Origin of the sequence: Sphingomonas radiodurans (assembly GCF_020866845.1) — a bacterium.
GTDB classification, from domain to species: Bacteria; Pseudomonadota; Alphaproteobacteria; order Sphingomonadales; family Sphingomonadaceae; genus Sphingomonas; species Sphingomonas radiodurans.
The window spans coordinates 1,961,469-1,979,978 of sequence record NZ_CP086594.1; the positions used below are offsets into that span (position 1 = coordinate 1,961,469).

Here is an 18,510-nt window from a genome sequence, read left to right on the forward strand (position 1 = left end):
GACAGCCACTGCCACAGCAGAGAGGGTGGCTCAGGGGAACTTCTTCTCCACCCAGCCCAGGATCGCGCGGTTCACGTCGTCGGGATATTCCTGCTGCGTCCAATGCCCTGATTTCTCGACCAGCACGCGTTCGAGATCGGGGACATAGGTCTCCATGCCGTCCGCCATCGCCGGGCTCAGCACGACATCGTTCTCCGCCATCACCATCAGCGATGGCACGTTCACCTTCTCGACCAGATCGGCCGATGCCTCCCAGTTGCGGGTAAAGTTGCGATACCAGTTGATCCCGCCGGTGAAGCCCGTGGCCGCAAAGGTCTGTGCGAAGGCCGCGATCTCGTCGTCGCTCAGGAACTGCTGCGTGTCGGTTGCCGCGTCGTACAGCTTCAGCCCCTCGCCCAGCGCGAGCGTGCGCATCTCGGGCGGTAGCTGTTCGTATTCTTTCAGCGTCATTTGCGGCTTGCGCATGAAATAGCGCATCGACCGCTCGGGATCGGCGCCGAGCGCCGCATCGGCCTCGCCGGGTTTCTGGAACCACACGATGTACATGTCGTCGCCATAAACATGCCGCATCGCACCGATCGGATCGGTCTGCCCACGCGGCAGGAACGGCGTGTTGACGCCGATCACCCCCGCGCAGCGCTCGGGATGGCGGAGCGCGAACTGCCACACGACCATCCCGCCCCAATCATGCCCGCACGGGATCGCCTGTTCGATGCCGAGCGCATCCATCAGCCCCGCGATATCGCCGGTCAGGTGTTCGAGATCGTAATCCTCGATCGCCTCGGGCCGGCTGGTGAGGCCGTAGCCGCGCTGGTCGGGCGCTATCGCCCAGCGCCCCGCCACCTCGAATGCCGCCAGCTGGTGCCGCCACGAAAAGGCGAGCTCGGGGAAGCCGTGGCAGAAGATCACCGGCACGCCCTGCCCGCGCGGACCGGCCTCGTAATACGCCATGCGGATGCCGTTGACGTCGGCGAACTGCACCGGCGGCATCGCCTTGGCGAGCGCATCGGGCGCGGTGAGCATGTCGCTCATGCCGCCAGCCCCGGTACGACGACGACCTTGCACTGCCGTTCCGGATCGGCGAGCGCCTTGAACGCATCGGCGACGCCATCGAGCCCCACCTCGTCGGTCACTGCGGGCAGCACGTCGATCGTGCCATCGGCGATCATGCCGAGCGTCGCGGCGAATTCAGCCGCCGAATAGCCGAGCACGAAGCGGAAATCGATCTGCTTGCTGATGCACAGGAACGGCTCGATCGTGTCGGTTTCCATGCACACGCCGACGACGATCACTTGCGTGCCGACCGGCACCGATTCGATGATGTTGCCGATCACGCCCGGCACGCCGACGCATTCGAAGACGATCGCGCGCTTGCCCGTCTGCCCGGTCATCATCGCCGCCATCCGCTCGCTCGACGTGCGCGGTACGCCTAGATCGCTCCAGCGCGTATGCGGTGATTCCTTGGCGGGATCGACGATGATGTCGGCGCCCATCTTCTCCGCGACGGCGCGGCGCGCGGGCGAGAAGTCCGACGCGATCACCGGCCCCAGCCCGCGCGATTTGAGCGCCGCGATCACCGCCAGCCCGACCGGGCCGCAGCCGATGACGAGGTTCACCGTGTCGGCGCCCGCCGCGGACATCGCAACGGCATGTTCGCCGACCGCGAACGGCTCGGTCATCGCCGCTTGCACGTCGGAAAGGCCGTTGGGCACTTCGAGCAGCAGCGCTTCGCTCAGGACCATCCGTTCGCTGTAACCGCCCGGATAGACGTTCGAGAAACCGATCGCTTCATAGCCATCGGGCTTCATCGCGATCGGCATCGACACGACATGCGTGCCGACCTTGAACGTCTTCTGCGCGCCGGGGCCGTGATCGAGGATCTCGGCGGAGAATTCGTGGCCGAACACGATGTCGCGCGCGGGATCGGTCTTGGGCTTCTCGCCCGTCCGCGCGCCCAGTTCGAGCATCGTTTCGAACGAGTGGACCGCGTGAAGATCCGATCCGCAGATGCCGCAGGCCAGCGTCTTCACCAGCACCTCACCCGGGCCAGGCACCGGTTCGGCGATGTCGTCGCATATCAATTGCTTGTTGCGTCTCACCACTGCGCGCATCGTGCGTATCCTCTCCGGGCGTCCGGCATGGGTCGCCGGATCATGCCTGTATCGTGGCCCGCGTATGACGGGGACGCAAGAGCCAAAACCATAACGCGTTCGTGTTTCTTGCGCAGCGGCCTCGATTGCCCTATCTCATGATCATTGGATCCCAGGAGGAATCGATGGTCGCCAGCACCGCCACACCCGCGCCGCAAGAACAGGTCGTTGTCGTCGGCGCTGGCATCGCCGGGCTGTGCACAGCACTGCGCCTGAGCGGCGGCACGCGGCAGCTCACCTTGCTCGAGCGCGACACCGCACCCCCCGAGGGCGGCCCCGACGTGGCGTTCGACGAATGGCAGCGCCGCGGCGTTGGGCAGTTGCGTCAGAGCCACGCCTTCCTCGCCCGCCTGCGCAACATCATCCGCGACGAGCATCCCGAACTGCTAGCCGATCTGTACGCCGCCGGCTGCCGCGACATCGTCTTCGCCGACATGCTGCCCACCGCGCTGCGCGATCGCTATGTTCCCGAGCCGGGTGACGCGGACCTGACAATCCTGACGAGCCGCCGCACGACGCTGGAGCTGGTGATCCGGCGCTATGTCGAGCGGCTGCCCGGCGTCACAATCCGCAGCGGGGTGAAGGTGCGCGAGCTGATCCGGCGGCAGGACGCAAGCGGCTTATTCGTCGTCACCGGCGTGCTCGCCGATACCGCGGCGGGGCGCGAGGAGATCACGGCCGATGTGGTGGTCGATGCTGGCGGCAAGGCGGCGAACCTGATCGAACAGCTCATCAAGGCGGGCGCGCCGATCACCGAAGCGGCGGAGTCGGCGGGGGTGCTGTATTTCACGCGCCACTATCGCCTGCACGACGGGCAGGAGGAGCCGCCGCGTGGCGAAATCGCCCCCTCGGGCGACCTTGGCTATCTCAAGTTCGGGGTCTTCCCGGCGGACAATCAGCGCTTTTCGATCACCTTGTGCGTGCCCGAAATCGAGCACGGCCTGCGCCGCGCGGTGATGGATGGCGCGATGTTCCAGCGCATCTGCATGGAAATGCCCGGCATGGCACCTTGGGTCGATCCCGCACGCGCGGCGCCGGTCGGCAAGGTGATCGGCATGGGCGATCTGCACAGCCGCTGGCGCAGCCTAATGCGCGACGGACGGCCCGCGGTGCTCGGCTATTTCGCGATCGGCGATGCGCTCGTGCGCACCAACCCACTGTACGGCCGCGGCTGTTCGCTCGCGGCGGTGAGCGCCGGCGTGCTGCGTCGCGCACTCGATGCCAGCCGCGATCCGAGAGCGCGCGTCGCGGCATACGATGCCGGCATCCTGGCCGAGGTGAAGCCATATTACGACCTGATGCTGAAGCAGGATCGCTCGGCGATCCGCCGCGCCCGCGCGACGCTGACGCCCGACCACCGCCCGCGGTTGAAGGCGCGCGTCGCCAAGAGCTTCCTCGACGACGGCATCACCATCGCCGCGCGCTCCGATGTGCGCCTGATGCGCGCCGCGATGCGCGGCTTTCACATGCTCGAACATCCCGAGGCCTGGCTGAAGCGCCCGCAGAACCTGAGCCGCGTGCTTGGGTATTGGGCACGCGGTCGCCGGCTGAACGCGGCCGCTTATGCGCCGAAGCCGGGGCCGGACCGCCCGGAGCTGATGGCGAAGCTTGGCCTCGACCCTCGCGCGGACATGCTCGCGTCGTAGAACGAAGACGATTGCGCCGCGACGGGTGATTGCGGCACGGTCGAGCGATGCAGCTCACGTTCACCAAGCGCGCCGGCAAGTATGACGATCTTCTGATCGAGCGCGATGGCCATGCGCCCGAAACGATCGCTTGTCCCAAACAGGGCATCATCCCGCACGACATGGTTCACTTTGCGGTCGAGAGCGCGCTTGGACACCGCGGCTTCCTCTCGCATGTCGCTGATGGCGCTGCACCGGCCTTCGGCCTGACGGGCGGCGCGACGGAAGAAGCGGTCGAGCGGCTGGTCGAGACCTTTCAGGCCGAATTGTGGGGCGGCCGGGTCGATCCTGCCGCGCTCATCGCAACCTACGAACATGCCTGCGGCGCACGCGGCCACGCCATCGCGCCGATCACGCCCGACGACGTGGCCGCGATCCGCGCGCGGCTGGACACGCTCGGGCGTGACTGGGCGCAGGTGCCGGTTGGTGGAGCTTTGGCGCTACGCTTCTAACTATCCGGCGGTGCCGCCCACCGGCACCGGCGTCACCGCGGCGATCTTCGCATCCACGGTCGCAAACAGCGTCCCCGCCGCGAGTTCGTCGCGCGTGCGTTCAGGCTCCAGCGTGGCCATATGATCGAGCGCGACCAGCTCGCGCGGCACGTACCAGTGTAGTTTGTCCGAGTGATAAGCTTCCCATACCGTTTCTGCGACTTCGCGCGGCGGGATGGCGCGGAAGATGCCCGATTTGGGCGCGCGCGCCGCTACCCCCTCGGGCAGGATCGGCGTGTCGATTAGGGCCGGCAGCACGTCGGCCACGCGCACGCCATGGGGTTTGAGCTCGATTGCGAGTGCCTCGGTCAGCCCCTTCACCGCATGTTTGGTGGCTGAATAGACCGCGATCATCGGCATGCCATACGTGGCAGACGACGAGGACGTGGTGAAGCACAACGACCCCGGCGTCGCCTTCAGCAGCGGGATCGCGAGGTGAATGCCCGTCAGCACGCCGACGAAATTCACCTGCACGACCGACAGCACATCATCCCACGGCTGATCCGCGAACGGACCGCCGCGCCCGATGCCGGCATTGTTGAACAGCAGATCGAGCGTGCCACCCGTCGCGGCGGCGAACGCATCGAGCGCGGCGCGATAATCCTCGCGATCGGTCACGTCGAGCCGGCGGATCAGGCAATTCGCCGCGCCAAGCTCGCCTTCGAGCCGTTCGAGCCCGATCTGGTTGACGTCGAACGCGCCGACAAACCAGCCTTCGTTCGCGAACAGCCGCGCGGTTTCCAGCCCCATGCCCGATGCCGCGCCGGTGATGAAGATCGCCTTGCGACCGTTCGCCATGCCGCCGCTCATTCCGCAGCCTCGGTTTGCTTGTCGAGCCCCATCGCCGCGAGGATCTCGGGCCGGATATTCTCGGTCCCCTTGCTCTGGATATGCTGCGCGAGTCGCGCGCCGACCGCCGCCTGCGCCTCGCCGATGAAGCGCGGACGGTTCGCCGCGGCCCAGTCGATCGAGGCGTGGCGGTTGGCGTTCACGCCGTTCACCTCGGGGATCACGTAGCGCGCGATCAGCTCGTACGACTTCTTCTTGTTGTCCCACTCGGCCCAATTGTGATCCATCATCAGGAATGCGCCGAACCCGCCCGATTGCTCGCGCAGCCGCTCGATCTGCTTTACCGCATCCTCGGGCGTGCCAACCACCGCCATGCCCGAATTGACGAGCGCATCGACTGGGTCCGAGCCATCGCTGGGCGCCAGCGGGAGCGCAGCGACTTCGCGGAAATAATACAGCCACTGGTCCAGCCCGAAGCGGACCTGCGCGCGTGCTTCCTCACGCGTCGCGGCGACATGCATCGGCCCGACGAGCCGCCACTGATTGCGATCGACCGTCGTGCCACTATCCGCCGCTTGCTGCTCGGCGATCGCCCAGTTGGAGGCGAGCGCGTTGAACCCGCCGCTTTGCGTCGCGCCGATCGACAGCAGGCCGAGCCCGTGCCGTCCCGCCGCGGTCGCGCCCGATGGCGATACCTGGCTGGCAACGCTGAACTCTACCGATGGCCGGCTGTACGGCAGCATCTGCAGCCGCGCCTCGTTCAGCTCGAACCAGTCGGTCTTCTTCGTTACTTGCTCGCCGCGCAGCAGCGGCACGAGCACGTCGAGTGCCTCGTCCATCCGGTCGCGCTGCTTCGCTACTGGAATACCCATCATGAACGCATCCGACGGCAGTGCGCCCGGCCCGACGCCGAACATGACGCGTCCGCGGGTGATATGATCGAGCTGGTTGATGCGATCCGCCAGTATCAGCGGATGATGGTACGGAAGCGACGACACGCCGGTGCCGAGCCGGATATTGCGCGTACGCTCGGCGACGGTGGCGATGAACAATTCGGGGCTGGCGATCAGCTCGAAGCCGGCGGAATGGTGCTCGCCGATCCAAGCCTCGTCATAGCCGAGCTTGTCCATGTGGACGACCAGATCGAGATCACGCTCGAGCGCCAGCGTCGGATTTTCGTTGAGCGGATGAAATGGCGCAATGAACGCCCCGAACCTGATCTTCTGCGCGGCCATCGCCTCTCTCCTCAATTCTGTTTCGCGTGAAGCTACGCTCTCCCGGCGGCGCGACGCAACGAAATTCTGCAAACACGTTATGGTTTTGTAGAGCGTGCCCAGCATTGCAGCGAATGTCATCGATCCGTAGGAATGGTGCGATGTACGAGTATATCCGATGAGCCGGCGCGAGGACGCCAAGGCCGAGCGCCGCCGGCGTATCGTCGCTGCCGCGCGCGATCTGATCAAGGAGACGGGGGACGCCGGCCTCTCGATGCGCGCGATCGCGGCGCGCGCGGGCGTCTCGCTGACGACGCCGTACAATCTATTCGGATCGAAGCGCGCGATCGTGATCGCCTTGCTCGACGACGTACGCGAGTTCCACGAGCGTTTCTCGCAATTGCACCGCGTCGGCGCGGTCGATCGCATCTTCCAGGCGGTGTCGATCACGCTCGCCTATCTTGCCGACGATCCCGATTTCTACCGCACCTTGTGGACCGAGGCTTTACGCTTCGACAGCAAGGAATTGCGCGGCGAACTGCAGTCGCCGCAGCGCTACGGCTTCTGGTGGGCGTTGCTCAACGAGGCGCGTACCGAAGGCGCGTTGCTGCCCGAGATCGAACTCGATCCGCTGCTCCGCGCGCTTGACGCCGTATTCGTCGCGGGGATGCTAGCGTGGGTGCTCGGCGCGATCGAGGTGAACGAGCTGGAGGCGCACGTCGGCTATGGCTACGCCCTGGCACTGCGCGGCGCCGCCAGCGAGGGCCATGCGGCGCGGATCGAGAAGCGGCTGATCGGATTCCAGCGCGAACTGATGCGGCAGCGGGCGAAGCCGGTCGCGGCGTAGCGCAACCTCGAGCGAGCAGGTCACCCCCAACGGCTTCAGTCAAGGCATGGCAAGGCTCGGTACCAGGCGATCGCGCAGCTCACGTTTGACGAACTTGCCGCTTGCGTTGCGCGGCAGCGGCTCCTCTGACAACCACATGTGGCGCGGCACCTTGTGCTTGGCCATGATTCCCAGGCAATGTGCGCGCAGATCGTCGAGGTCGAGGCGTTCGCCGGGCTTCGGCACGACGACCGCACCTACTTCCTCACCAAGCCGCTCGTCAGGAACACCGAAGACGCAGCATTCCGCCACCGCGTTATGACGATAAAGACCGGCCTCGACCTCGGCACAATAAACGTTCTCGCCGCCGCGGATCACCATGTCCTTCTTGCGATCGACGACGAAGATGAATCCGTTATCGTCGATACGCGCGATATCGCCGGTATGTAGCCAGCCATCGGTGATCGCGGCGGCGGTCGCGTCGGGCCGGTTGATATACCCCTTGATGACGGCGGCGCCCTTGACCCACAATTCACCGATAGCGCCGGCCGGGACGGTGTTGCCGTCGTCATCGACGCATTTGACCTCGAAGCTTGGCATCGCCGGCCCCGCGCTGTCTGGCTTGTCGACGAAGAAATCGCCGCTGACCGACGTGATGATGCCGCACGTCTCGGTCATGCCGTAGCCGGTGCTCGGGCGGGCGGTGCTCACCTCGTCATCGATCTTGTGGACGAGATCGGGCGGCACCTGCGCGCCCCCGCCGGCGAGTGAGACTAGGCTCGAGGTGTCGGTCGTCGCGAACGCGGGGTGATTGATGAGCTCGCGCGCCATGGTCGGGACGCCACTCATCGCGCTGACTTTCTCGCGAGCGATCAACCGAAGCGCCTCGCCCGCATCCCAGCGGTACATCAGCACCAGCGTGCCACCAGCGGCGGTTGCGGCATATGTTCCGCAGTTATTGGCGGTCACGTGGAATAGCGGCGTGGTCAGCAGCGTCACGGGCGGGGCAGGTGGCTCAGCGGGCGGAGCGACCCCCGTCGCGCGTTCCAAAGCCAGCGCGGTGGAGGCACCAGCGTACATCATGTTGAACAGGTTGGTCAGGCAACCGCGATGGGTCAGCTGCGCGCCCTTGGGGAACCCGGTTGTTCCCGAGGTATAGAAGATGCAGGCATCGTCATCGGAATCGATCGATACGTCTGGCAGCGCGCCGTCGCACGCTACGACCTGCGCCCAAGGGGTGACTTCGGGCGAGCCGGCCAGGTCGGCATCAGAAAGCCGCACACCGACAAGTTGTAAACCCGAGGAGATATCATCCCGCTCACGCATCCGCGCGAGGCGTTCGGCATCAAGGAACATCACCTTGGGCGTGGAATCGGCAAGCGCATAGGCCATCTCTTCGCTGGTCCACCATGCGTTCATGCCGACCGCAGCGACGCCGATCGAGACGCACGCCCAGTATGCCAGCAGCCACTCGGGATAGTTGCGCATGGCGATTGCCACCCGATCACCGGGCCGCACCCCGTGTGCCCAAAGCCAGGCGGCGACGGAATTTACCTGCGCATGCGCTTCGCTATAGGTCAGCCTCTCGTCATGATAGACGAGGTACGGGCGATCGGCGAACTGCGTTGTCGACAGCCAGAGGTCGCGCACCGAATTCGGCGCATTTGCGAAGGTTCGCACGCGGCGCCCCAGCACATCGGCCTCGACGATCTCGAAGGTGCCGCCCGGTCCGGTCAGCTCGCGACGTGCTTGCGAAAGCTCCTGATAATGCACCTTCTGCAATCTCCTGGTTGCGGCGGGGGGAATCTTTTCCCTCACGGTCTCCAGAGCAACTGGTGGCGAGTGGTTCGATCGAGTCAACTCGTTTGATCGCGAGACGCCTTCAGATCAGATCTACAAGGATCGAGATCACCACGGGAAATCGGCTAGCGAGGCATCGGCGCGATCAACCTTACGAAGCCTAGTCGTCTATTGCGCAGCAGGTTCGCCACCAGCGGCGCGATACAGCGCCACGCGCGAGCGCGCCGCGTCGGCTCGGCCTTCGACGGCGTTTGTGCGCGAGTTGAGGCTGGTCCGTTCGGCATCGATCACGGTGAGGAAGGAATCCAGCCCACGTCGATAGCGCTCCCGTGCCAAGGTGACGGCGTCGGCGTCGATAGCTGATTGTCGCTCGAGTGCCGCGGCACGGCGATCAGCGGCACTAATGGCGCCAAGGGCGGCTTCGGTTTCGCCCAATGCGGCAAACAGCTGTCGCCGATAGTCGGCGAATGCTTCGCGTGCCTCGGCCTGACTCTGGTCGATGCGCGCGCCGACGCGTCCGAAATCCAGCAACGGTCCGGCAATCCCCGCACCCAGCGAACCCGTTAGTGAACGATCATCGAAAAGGTTGCTCAAGCCGAGCGTGAACAGTCCCAACGCCGATGTGATCGAGAGCCGAGGATAGCGCTCGGCCGCGGCCGCCGCGATTTCCTGGTCGGCCGCGGCGAGACGGCGTTCGGCGGCGGCGACGTCGGGGCGGGCGCGCAGCAGGACCGAGGGCACCGCCAGTGCCGGTACCGAGCCCAGCGCAGGGCCGGCGGGCAGTCGCAACGTCGACAGCACTTGCTGCGCTGGCAAAGCGGTGAGCGTGACGAGCTGGCCGATTACTGCGGCGCGCTGGGAGAGAATCGGCTCAAGCCGGGCCGTGGCATCCGCCTCAAGCGATTGCGCACGGACGAGATCGAAGCCGGGGGCGATGCCGGCGCGGGCGCGGATGCGCGTCACTACTACCAGATCGGTGGCATTCGCGATGTCGCGCCGGGCCACGGTCTCGCGCGTATCGAGGGCGCGCGCATCGATCACGGCGCGGGCAATGTCGGCCTGGAGCGCCAGGCGCACGCCCGCCGCATCGGCGTTCGCGGCGTCGAGCCGCGCCGCCGCCGCGCGCCGGCTCGCGCGCAGTCGGCCGAACAGGTCAGCATCCCAGCTGCCGTTAAGCGCGATATTGTAGGTCGTCCGGTTGGGATCGATAACGATCCCGGGCGGCAGCGCACCGCCGAACTGCTGCTGATTGATCCGTTCGCGCGCGGCCGTGCCGGACGCGCTGATGTTAGGCAGTTGCTCGGCGCGCGCGATGCGCGTGCCGGCGCGTGCGGCGTCGATCCGCGCGACAGCGGCCTCCAGCGTCGGCGCAGAGGCCAGCGCCTGCCGTTCAAGCTCCGCATAGGCAGCGTCGGCGCGCGGTAGCAGCGCGGCAATACTGCCGGCCTCGACGCGTTCGCGGTCAAGCAGCGCGAAAGCCGGCGGCAGTGTCGCTTCGGCTAGCGCTGGCGGCGGCGCGCGTTCGACGGTCGCGCAGCCGGCGAGCAGCAGCGCCAGGAAGAGCGCGCGGATCATCGCGCGGCTCGCGCCGGGATGAAGCCGTCAACCTGCTGCCCGATGAAGAAGCGGTTCGAACTCGCGGGCAGAGCGTAGATCAGCTGCAGCACGCGAATATCGACGCGCTCGGTCGAAGCGTTGGTCAGCGAACGCTTGGGCACGATCAGCGGCTCGGCGCGAACGAAGCGCGCGCGGATCCGCTGCCCGGCCGCGCCTTTAGGGCTGACGATCGCCGGCTGGCCAATCGCGACGCGCCAAATCTCGTTCTCGTCGACATCGATGCGAACGTGCAGCGGATCGGTGACGCCCATCGTCATCAGCGGTTCCTGGTTACCGTTTCCCTGCTGACCGGCGGGTGCATACTCGCCTTCGCGCGTACGCAGCTGAAGCACCGTCGCGGCGCGCGGTGCGCGGACGAGATGACGGGCAAGCGCGACGCGGGCACTTTCAAGCTGCGCTTCCGCCTCGCGGACCTGCGCTCGCGCAACGGCGACCTGCGCAGCGGCATCCTCGACCGAGCCCTGCCGCGCGATCACTTCCTGCCGACTGACCGCGCGCGGGTCGCCCGCCTCGGCATAGAGCGCGAACTGCCGCCGGGCGACCGACAGTGTCGTACTGGCGGCCGCGGCGTTCTGCCGCAGCCGCTGGAGCCGCGCGCCAGCCTCGTCGACCGCGGCGCGAGCCTCGCGGCTGTCGACGGAGAACAGCGGTGCGTTGGCCGGGACACTGTCGCCCGCCGCGACAAAGACGCGATCGACCACGCCAGGCACCTGCGCGCCGATCTCGATCAACTCGCTCGCCGGCTCGACCACGCCGGCGCCGGCTACCGTGGCGCCAATGCCGGCGGGGGCGTTCGGCGGGGTGCGCGCCGGTTGGGCGATGGCGCGGTTGGGCTGGGTGCGGAGCACCAGCACTGCTGCGACGATGATCGCAATCACCGCCAGGATCGGCAGGATCTGTCGTGAAAAGTTCAGGCGCGCCATCGAATCGATCCGGTCCTTAATGATCCTGGGGCATCTCGCGCCCGTCGTGAGTGATACGCCCGTCCTCCATCGCGAGGATGCGGTCGGCGAGGTCGAAGATCCGGTTGTCGTGCGTGACGATGATCACCGCGCGCTCGGCCGCGAGCGCGACTTCGCGCAACAGGTCCATCACTCGCCGGCCGGATCGCGCATCGAGCGCGGCGGTCGGCTCGTCGCAAACGACGAGGCGCGGCTCGTGAACCAGAGCGCGGGCGATCGCCACGCGCTGTTGCTGGCCGCCGGAGAGTTGGCGGGGCAGTTTGTCAGCCTGATCACCGATGTTAAGCCGCTCCAGCAACGCCCGCCCGCGCTCGACCGCGTCCTTGCGCCGCATCCCTGAGGCGATCAGCGGCACGGCGGCATTCTCCGCCGCGGTCAGCGTCGGCAGCAGGTTATATTGCTGGAAGATGAAACCGATCGTGTTCAGCCGAAACTCGACGAGACGGGTATCGGTCAACGTGTAGATGTCGGTACCAAACACTTCGACGCGGCCGGCGGTGGGATAAAGGATGCCGGCGACGATCGAGATCAGGGTCGTCTTCCCCGAACCCGATTCACCGACGAGATAGGTGAGTTCGCCCGACCGTACCGAAACGTCGATGCCGTGGAGCACGCGCACGCTGGTGTCGCCGACCGGAAACTCCTTGGTGACCCCGGCGATGTTGATCGCCGCGCTCACCGGAAGACCTCGGCCGGTTCGGTCTTGAGCACCGTGCGCAACGCGACGAGACCAGTGAGCAGGATCATGACGATCACGACTGCGGCAGTGATCATCGGGATCTGCCAGGGCGTGTAGAAGCCCTTGAATGCATCGCTGCTGTTGGCACCTACAACGATGAACAGAACGGCGAGGATGATGCCCAGGCCATAGCCGATCAGGCCGACCATGGCGGACTGCGCCGCTACCATCAGCCGGAGCTTCCCGTTAGTGACCCCGATCGCCTTCAGCGCGCCGAACTGCTTGATATTGTCGCGGATGAAGAGGCTGAAAGTCAGGCCGACGATAGCCACGCCGACGATGAAGCCGAGCGCCACGGTGATACCGAAGTTGATCGGGATTCCGGTATTGTCGATGATGTACTGGACGCCGTCGCCCGCGAACTCCTCCCTGGTTCGGGCGCGCAAGCCGGTGGCTCGCTCGATCGCTTGCGCGACTTGCTTTGGATCAGTGCCGGGGGCTGCTCGGGCGAGGACGAAGGATAGCCGGTTGCGCGAGCCCGGCACGAAGGCGAGTGCGTTCGAGTAACGGGTGTAGAGAATGACGGTCGAAGTAAAGCTGGGGTCGGCATCGACCACTCCGCGGACGACCGCGCGCTGGTCGTTGAGTTCCAGCCGAGTACCGACCGCGCCGCCATCCGGAAATAGCTTGCGTGACCCGACATCGTCGATGAACACCGCGTCGGGTTCCGCGAGAGCATTTGAACTGCCCTGCAACATCGTGCGTGGAAGGCCGATCAACGTCGCATCGTCGAGGCCGATGACGCTCACCGGCTCAAGCTCCCCCGCGGGGGTGCGCACCGTCGCGCCGGAACGAATGATCGGCGCTGCCCACGCGACCCCCGGCACGCCGCGGACGCGATCGAGCGCCGTCGCGGGCATCGGCAGCGTGACGTCCGCGGTCCGGCCGGAGCGATCCATCACCCAAATGTCGGCGGTCACAACCTCATTGACCGGCGCCGCGCCGCGGAGCAGCAGGTTGACGAAGATTGTCAGCTGCTGCGTGATGAGCAAGGTCGAGAAGGCGACACCAAAGAGGAGTCCCAGGAACTTGACCCGGTCCCCCGTCAACATTCGGATCGCGATCCAGCTCATGCGTTCACGGGCCCCGGCTATGCCGATTCGCGCGGCATGCATTTATAGTGTACGCACACGTTCATGAACGCAAGCGTACAGTTTTGATGCTGAGTAAGGACTTACCCGCACGGGTCCGCAATCGATCTGGTGGGCGCTCGCCCGATCCGGCCAAGGACGAGGCGATTCTCGAGGGCGCCCGAAGGTGCTTCTTCGAAGACGGTTTCAGCAGCACGACCATGGAAAACGTCGCGGCGCGCGCCGGCGTGTCGAAGGTGACCGTATACAAACGCTTTGAAGACAAGGAGGCGCTCTTCGAGGCGGTGGTGCGCCGCGAGATGGCGAAGATGGAACAGGCTTTCGAGAGTTGGCCGTTCGAGGACGGATCGCTGGTCGAGCGGCTCAACGCCTATGGATCGATCCTGCTACGCTTCCTGTTCTCGACTGAGCATATGCTGCTCGACCGGATGCTGGCGCATGACCTCAAGCATTCGCCGGCAATGGCGCGCCGGTTTTTCGACGTCGGGCCAGGAGCTTGCCGTTTGCGACTGGCCGGGATGCTTGGGGAAGCACATGCCAGCGGTGAAATTGTGATCGACGACCCGCTGCTTGCCGCGGCAGACTTGTTCGCGCTGTGGAAGGGGTTCATCGACAAGGAGCTTGAGTTCAAGGTGCTGCAACCGGTCAGCGGCGAGACCATCGACGCACGGGTACGGCGCGGAACGCGGCTGTTCATGAAAGCGGTCAGGTAACGCCTGATGATGCCAATCATACGGCGAGCGGTATTGAGGCCCCGCTTACGACGCGGAGATGCCCGAAAGCGATCTACGAGCGCCCAAGTCAACGATAACTTGGGTCACCCCGACCGCGATGGTACGGGGCGACCCGAAATTCGGATAACGCTTTCTAGCTACCCGAGCGGTAGCTGCGAATCACCGATCGCGTTCGGCTCGCTTGCGATCTGCCTTGCGCGCGCGGCTAACCGCGGCTGCGTGCTCGCGAGCGCGCTTCTCCGAGGGCTTCTCATAGTGCCGGCGAAGCTTCATCTCGCGGTAAACGCCTTCGCGCTGCAGCTTCTTCTTGAGCGCACGAAGCGCTTGATCGACATTGTTGTCACGAACGATAATTTGCATGTTTCTCGGCTTCCGACGGTCTGGCAGCGGGCATAAAGCGCGCGCATTAGCCTAGGAGCGCGCGCTTACCAAGCTGCTTTTACAATTTAACGATCATCACGCATGTGAGCTGTTGTCGAGAGGCTGATCGTCCTCCTCCACATCGTCGGCGTGGAACTCGGCAAATGCCGCGCGGACCTCGCTGGCCGAATCGGCGTCGGCGAGGGCGACGGAGACTGCGATCGCGCCGTTCAACGGTGCGTCATCGCGACTTTCGGGCGTTGGCTCATCCGAGCGCGTGTCCGAGCCGGCCTGCTCCTCGCCGACGCTGTTCTCGTTGCCGGCGGCGGATACGGCGATGGCGGCGCGATCGAGGTCGAACTGCTGGACCAGCCGCTCGATCGTCATTTCGGCTTCGCGTCGGGTGTCAAAGGTAGCGCTGAGTGTGACGGTCATCGTCTTCTCCAGATGAGGGGAGCAATGCCCGCCCGGTGTTTCCCAGGCGGGCAAGCTGCATCAGGCGTCTTCGGCCTGGAGGTTGACCGAGGTCTCCGCGAGCTTGGTCATATATTCGTCGCCGCCGTAGATTTCCTTGGTGGCGCTGTTCAGCTTCTTGCTGTCGTCCTTCAAGCCCAGCGCTTCGGCATACGCCGCTGCGGTGCCAAAGCCGGCGATGCCGTAATGCGTCATCCGCTGATATTGCGCGATGATCAGGACATCGAGCAGCGGGCCCTTCTTCGGTCCCTCTTCCAGCACGTGCTTGGTGGCTTCGGCGGCCAAGCCCTCCATGCCCTTGCAATGCTCCTTCGACACTTTCTCTTCGTGGCTGGCGATCAGCTCTTTCAGCACGTCAGTGTGCTTGGCGATCCCGTCTTGCGACTTCGTCAGCATCTCCTTGAGCGCCGGATCACTGGCCTTTGCGGTGATCTTCTTAACGACCTTCTGCATCTGGTCGTTGGCCGACCACAGATCCTTCAGCTCGTCGGTGTAGATTTCCTTGAGGTCCTCGGGGGTCGACATGCGCGTTCCTTCGATTTGATGCGCCACTTCGCGCCGCTGCCGGGTGCCAGTCGGCGGTGATGGTCGTTGAAGGAACGTGCGTCGCTGCAATCTGGGTCCGTCGAGCATGAAATGTTTGAATGTTCTGAAGCGCTTCGGCCGAACTGTCAGTCTGCGTGGATAGCCCCGCGTGCGATCAGACCGGCTTCTTTGTCGGCAGCGTCACCATCGCCTAGAACTGACCGCCAACGGAGAAGGTGATCAGCTTCGTATCGTCGCCGGGTTGAGAAAGCAGCGCTTTCGCGAGGTCGATCCGCAGCGGACCGAATGGCGAGGTCCAATTCACACCGATGCCGACGGAGAGCCGCGGCGACGCGCTGTTGCCCTGATAGATCTCCTTATAGGCGCTGAGCGAGTAGTTATACGGCGTCCCGGTGTTGGTCGTCGTCGCGTTCCCGTCCGCGTCGAGATAGAGCAGCGCCCCGTCATCGTTCGTATATTGCCGCAGCGGGGCGGTGCAGGCCGATCCGGCCGCGTTGGCAGCCGCGCATGTGTCGGTCAGTCTGGGTGACGTGCCGCCGAATACCGCGCCGACATCCATGTAGATCGATGGCCGAAGCCCCAGTTCGCGCGCGCCGGTGCCGAGCGGAAGCTCGAGTTCCAGGCGGGAGCGATAATAGGTCGTGCCGCCCAACGCGTCTTGCGTGATGTTGGCCGAGTCGGTCGACAGCGTCGCGGGGGTCACGCTCGTGTCGTAGATCGTGCGTGTGACCCGCGGCCCGACACCCCGAATGTCAAAGCCGCGCATTTGCGGGTCACCGAGATAGAAGCGGTCGGTGAGCTGCACGTCCTGCCCGATCCCGAAGATGTGGCCGCCCTCGAGCTGCGCACTCAGGACAAATCCCGACCCGACGTTCCAGTATTTCGAAGCCTCCGCGCGCGTGCGCAGATAGCGCACGTCACCGCCGAGGCCGGCGAAGTCCTGGCTGAACGTCAATCTGTTCCCGGATGTTGGACGGATACGACTGTTCAGGCTGTCGTAGATTAACGAGTAGCCGATCGAAGACGTCCAGCGGTTTCCCACCGCATCGCAAAGATACTGCCCCGCCAAGGCGGAATCACATGCGCCGTTGGTATAATAGGTCGCCTCGTCGAGCGAGACCTGTTCGTAGCTGAGTGTGTACCGGCTGGCGAACTGCCAAAATTCGGTCAGCGGAATCCCTGCTCTGAGCTGCAACCCCGTCGATACCTGTTCATAGGTCGTGTTGTTGTTGTCGGACGAGCTGAAGGATCGGTAGTCCCGTCGAAACACGTCGACCCCGACCGCGATGTTCCGGTCGAACAGGTACGGCTCGGTGAAGCCCAATTCGACCGATTTGGAGGAGGCCGAGTAGTTGCCGCTTAGCCGCAGTTCCTGGCCCTTGCCGCGGAAATTGCGTTGCGTGATGCTGGCTTGAAGCAGCGCATTTTCCTGGCTCGAATACCCAGCCGACAGCTGCAGCTCGCCCGTCGCCCGTTCCTCGACGTTCGCGCCCAGCACGACGCGATCGGGCGTCGAGCCCGGCGTCTGCTTGATCTCGAACTTCTCCTGGAAGTACCCAAGGCTGTTGATGCGGTCCTGCGAGCGCTTCACCTGGAAGCTGTTGAACGCATCGCCTTCGGCCAGCCGGATCTCGCGCCGGATCACCTTGTCCTGCGTCTGCGTGTTGCCCGTGATGTCGACCCGCTCGATGTACGACCGCTTCGCCTCGGCGATGTGGAAGTTGATCGACATCGTCAGCGCTTCCTTGTCGCGCTGGATCTCGGGTTCGATCTGGGTGAAGGCATAGCCGAACAGGCCGGTCGTCTGGCTCAGGCTGTCGATCGTGTCCTCGATCAACTTGGCATTGTACCAATCGCCCTTCTTCGGCACGAGCGTCTTAGCCAGCGCCTTGTCGTCGAAGTCGCGGATGTCGCTGTCGACCGTGACGTCGCCGAACTTATAGCGCGCGCCTTCCTCCACCACGTACGTGATGATGAAGTCTTCCTTGTCCGGCGTCAGCTCGGCGACCGCGCTCGTCACGCGAAAATCGGCATAGCCCTCGGTCAGGTAGAATTGCCGCAGCTTCTGCTGGTCGTACGCCAGCCGATCCTGATCGTAGGTCGTGTTCGACGACAGCAGCCGGAACAGGCGTGCCTGCTTGGTCGCCATCTGCTCGCGCAACTTGTCGTCGTCGAACACCTCGTTGCCGATGATGTTGATCTGGCGGACCTTGGATTTCGGCCCTTCGCTGATCTCGAACACCACGTCGACGCGGTTCTGATCGAGCGCGACCATCTTGGGCGCGACGCTGGCGCCGAACCGGCCCTGGCGGCGATACAGTTCGACGATCCGCGCCACATCCTGCCGCACCGCCGTCCGCGTGAACACCTGGCGCGGCTTGAGCCTGATTTCCTTCGTGATCTTGTCTTCCTTCAGGCGCTTGTTGCCCTCCAGGATCACGCGGTTGATGATCGGGTTCTCGCGCACCCGCAGCACGATGTCGCCGCTCTCGGCGCCGGATACGGTGACGTCGGCGAACAGGTCGCTCGCGTACAGATCCTTGATCGCCTGATCGAGCGTCTCGTTGGTATACGTCTGGCCGATTCGCAGCTTGGTGTAGCTGAGCGCGGTTTCCGCCTCGATGCGCTGCGATCCCTCGACGCGCAGTGACTTGATCTGCCGCTCCACCGCAGGCGCGACCGGCGCGCGTTCGGTGCCGGGACCAGGCGGCGCTAGCCTATTCTGTGCCGCCGCGACCACCGGCGTTACGGCCAGGATCGTGCAGCCGAGCGACATCGCCGCGAACCGCGGACGAGCAAACGAAGTGTTCAAAACAATTACCAATGTCACCCCGGGCAGCCGTCGGCTCCCGGTGCGTGCGCGCAGGAATCTCGTGCGCCCGCCTCTTGGAGCGTTGTGAGAAACCCACATGTCCCGCAGATTTCGATATGTTGCGAAGATTGTCAGAACCGCTGTTTTGCAGGCTTGCCACCAGCCTGTGCCGCGTCGGCGGCCCGCTTTCGGTCGACCGAGGCAACGCATCCTGCCATGA

General features: G+C 65.0%; 17 protein-coding genes. 4 read left to right on the forward strand and 13 right to left on the reverse strand.

Annotation, left to right across the window (positions count from 1 at the left end; all coding sequences use genetic code 11):
* Positions 1–30: 30 nt before the first annotated feature.
* Both LLW23_RS09180 and LLW23_RS09185 read right to left on the reverse strand, forming a co-directional pair.
* Positions 31–1,032 carry an alpha/beta fold hydrolase gene (locus LLW23_RS09180; protein WP_228944851.1) on the reverse strand — a complete coding sequence of 334 codons (1,002 nt, stop codon included), beginning with the start codon at positions 1,030–1,032 and terminating at the stop codon, positions 31–33.
* Entirely contained in the window at positions 1,029–2,111 is a 1,083-nt protein-coding gene (locus tag LLW23_RS09185) for a zinc-binding dehydrogenase (RefSeq protein ID WP_228944852.1), read from the reverse strand. The genes LLW23_RS09180 and LLW23_RS09185 overlap by 4 nt, the downstream gene beginning before the upstream one ends.
* A 164-nt stretch (positions 2,112–2,275) precedes the next feature.
* Between LLW23_RS09185 and LLW23_RS09190 the strand changes: the two genes are divergently transcribed.
* Both LLW23_RS09190 and LLW23_RS09195 read left to right on the forward strand, forming a co-directional pair.
* The gene (locus LLW23_RS09190; protein WP_228944854.1) at positions 2,276–3,796 is read left to right on the forward strand and encodes an NAD(P)/FAD-dependent oxidoreductase; all 1,521 of its coding nucleotides are present in this window, start codon (positions 2,276–2,278) and stop codon (positions 3,794–3,796) included.
* Between the two features lie 47 nt (positions 3,797–3,843).
* Positions 3,844–4,287 (forward strand): hypothetical protein, encoded by a 444-nt coding sequence (locus tag LLW23_RS09195; protein ID WP_228944856.1) that lies wholly within the window; start codon positions 3,844–3,846, stop codon positions 4,285–4,287.
* Here LLW23_RS09195 and LLW23_RS09200 read toward each other — a convergent pair whose 3' ends face one another.
* Entirely contained in the window at positions 4,288–5,124 is an 837-nt protein-coding gene (locus tag LLW23_RS09200; RefSeq protein WP_228944858.1) for an SDR family oxidoreductase, read from the reverse strand. It lies immediately after the preceding gene.
* Between the two features lie 8 nt (positions 5,125–5,132).
* A complete protein-coding gene (locus tag LLW23_RS09205; protein ID WP_228944860.1) occupies positions 5,133–6,350 on the reverse strand; it encodes an LLM class flavin-dependent oxidoreductase in 1,218 nt (405 codons plus the stop codon).
* A gap of 157 nt (positions 6,351–6,507) precedes the next feature.
* Between LLW23_RS09205 and LLW23_RS09210 the strand changes: the two genes are divergently transcribed.
* Entirely contained in the window at positions 6,508–7,176 is a 669-nt protein-coding gene (locus LLW23_RS09210) for a TetR/AcrR family transcriptional regulator (RefSeq protein WP_228944862.1), read from the forward strand.
* A 39-nt stretch (positions 7,177–7,215) separates the two neighbouring features.
* Here the strand turns inward: LLW23_RS09210 and LLW23_RS09215 are convergent, their stop codons facing one another.
* The 5 genes from LLW23_RS09215 to LLW23_RS09235 all read right to left on the reverse strand — a co-directional run bounded on the left by LLW23_RS09215 (position 7,216) and on the right by LLW23_RS09235 (position 13,325).
* The gene (locus LLW23_RS09215; RefSeq protein ID WP_228944863.1) at positions 7,216–8,928 is read right to left on the reverse strand and encodes a class I adenylate-forming enzyme family protein; all 1,713 of its coding nucleotides are present in this window, start codon (positions 8,926–8,928) and stop codon (positions 7,216–7,218) included.
* Positions 8,929–9,123: 195 nt separating this feature from the next.
* Positions 9,124–10,530 (reverse strand): efflux transporter outer membrane subunit, encoded by a 1,407-nt coding sequence (locus tag LLW23_RS09220; RefSeq protein WP_228944865.1) that lies wholly within the window; start codon positions 10,528–10,530, stop codon positions 9,124–9,126.
* Positions 10,527–11,495 carry an efflux RND transporter periplasmic adaptor subunit gene (locus tag LLW23_RS09225; protein WP_228944867.1) on the reverse strand — a complete coding sequence of 323 codons (969 nt, stop codon included), beginning with the start codon at positions 11,493–11,495 and terminating at the stop codon, positions 10,527–10,529. The genes LLW23_RS09220 and LLW23_RS09225 overlap by 4 nt, the downstream gene beginning before the upstream one ends.
* Before the next feature lie 16 nt (positions 11,496–11,511).
* A complete protein-coding gene (locus LLW23_RS09230; RefSeq protein ID WP_228944869.1) occupies positions 11,512–12,213 on the reverse strand; it encodes an ABC transporter ATP-binding protein in 702 nt (233 codons plus the stop codon).
* Positions 12,210–13,325 carry an ABC transporter permease gene (locus LLW23_RS09235; RefSeq protein WP_228944871.1) on the reverse strand — a complete coding sequence of 372 codons (1,116 nt, stop codon included), beginning with the start codon at positions 13,323–13,325 and terminating at the stop codon, positions 12,210–12,212. The genes LLW23_RS09230 and LLW23_RS09235 overlap by 4 nt, the downstream gene beginning before the upstream one ends.
* A gap of 68 nt (positions 13,326–13,393) precedes the next feature.
* On the opposite strand from LLW23_RS09235, the gene LLW23_RS09240 reads away from it, so the two are divergent.
* Positions 13,394–14,077, forward strand: a complete 684-nt coding sequence (locus LLW23_RS09240) for a TetR/AcrR family transcriptional regulator (protein WP_228944873.1) — start codon at positions 13,394–13,396, stop codon at positions 14,075–14,077.
* A 180-nt stretch (positions 14,078–14,257) separates the two neighbouring features.
* On the opposite strand, the gene rpsU is transcribed toward LLW23_RS09240, so the two are convergent.
* The 4 genes from rpsU to bamA all read right to left on the reverse strand — a co-directional run bounded on the left by rpsU (position 14,258) and on the right by bamA (position 18,254).
* A complete protein-coding gene (gene rpsU, locus LLW23_RS09245; protein ID WP_037535892.1) occupies positions 14,258–14,458 on the reverse strand; it encodes a 30S ribosomal protein S21 in 201 nt (66 codons plus the stop codon).
* 96 nt (positions 14,459–14,554) lie between these two features.
* On the reverse strand, positions 14,555–14,893 hold the full coding sequence (locus LLW23_RS09250) for a hypothetical protein (RefSeq protein WP_228944875.1): 339 nt from the start codon (positions 14,891–14,893) through the stop codon (positions 14,555–14,557).
* A gap of 60 nt (positions 14,894–14,953) precedes the next feature.
* On the reverse strand, positions 14,954–15,457 hold the full coding sequence (locus LLW23_RS09255; RefSeq protein WP_228944877.1) for a ferritin-like domain-containing protein: 504 nt from the start codon (positions 15,455–15,457) through the stop codon (positions 14,954–14,956).
* A 211-nt stretch (positions 15,458–15,668) separates the two neighbouring features.
* On the reverse strand, positions 15,669–18,254 hold the full coding sequence (gene bamA / locus LLW23_RS09260; RefSeq protein ID WP_228948522.1) for an outer membrane protein assembly factor BamA: 2,586 nt from the start codon (positions 18,252–18,254) through the stop codon (positions 15,669–15,671).
* Between the last annotated feature and the right edge of the window lie 256 nt (positions 18,255–18,510).

What these genes read in the sequence shown, in the direction of transcription:
- LLW23_RS09185 (WP_228944852.1), bottom strand. Translation starts at nt 2,111, where the DNA reads ATGCGCGCAGTGGTGAGACGCAACAAGCAATTGATATGCGACGACATC.
- LLW23_RS09225 (WP_228944867.1), bottom strand. Translation starts at nt 11,495, where the DNA reads ATGGCGCGCCTGAACTTTTCACGACAGATCCTGCCGATCCTGGCGGTG.
- LLW23_RS09195 (WP_228944856.1), top strand. Translation starts at nt 3,844, where the DNA reads ATGCAGCTCACGTTCACCAAGCGCGCCGGCAAGTATGACGATCTTCTG.
- LLW23_RS09180 (WP_228944851.1), bottom strand. Translation starts at nt 1,032, where the DNA reads ATGAGCGACATGCTCACCGCGCCCGATGCGCTCGCCAAGGCGATGCCG.
- bamA (WP_228948522.1), bottom strand. Translation starts at nt 18,254, where the DNA reads ATGTCGCTCGGCTGCACGATCCTGGCCGTAACGCCGGTGGTCGCGGCG.
- LLW23_RS09220 (WP_228944865.1), bottom strand. Translation starts at nt 10,530, where the DNA reads ATGATCCGCGCGCTCTTCCTGGCGCTGCTGCTCGCCGGCTGCGCGACC.
- LLW23_RS09205 (WP_228944860.1), bottom strand. Translation starts at nt 6,350, where the DNA reads ATGGCCGCGCAGAAGATCAGGTTCGGGGCGTTCATTGCGCCATTTCAT.
- rpsU (WP_037535892.1), bottom strand. Translation starts at nt 14,458, where the DNA reads ATGCAAATTATCGTTCGTGACAACAATGTCGATCAAGCGCTTCGTGCG.
- LLW23_RS09200 (WP_228944858.1), bottom strand. Translation starts at nt 5,124, where the DNA reads ATGGCGAACGGTCGCAAGGCGATCTTCATCACCGGCGCGGCATCGGGC.
- LLW23_RS09210 (WP_228944862.1), top strand. Translation starts at nt 6,508, where the DNA reads ATGAGCCGGCGCGAGGACGCCAAGGCCGAGCGCCGCCGGCGTATCGTC.
- LLW23_RS09235 (WP_228944871.1), bottom strand. Translation starts at nt 13,325, where the DNA reads ATGTTGACGGGGGACCGGGTCAAGTTCCTGGGACTCCTCTTTGGTGTC.
- LLW23_RS09255 (WP_228944877.1), bottom strand. Translation starts at nt 15,457, where the DNA reads ATGTCGACCCCCGAGGACCTCAAGGAAATCTACACCGACGAGCTGAAG.
- LLW23_RS09250 (WP_228944875.1), bottom strand. Translation starts at nt 14,893, where the DNA reads ATGACCGTCACACTCAGCGCTACCTTTGACACCCGACGCGAAGCCGAA.
- LLW23_RS09190 (WP_228944854.1), top strand. Translation starts at nt 2,276, where the DNA reads ATGGTCGCCAGCACCGCCACACCCGCGCCGCAAGAACAGGTCGTTGTC.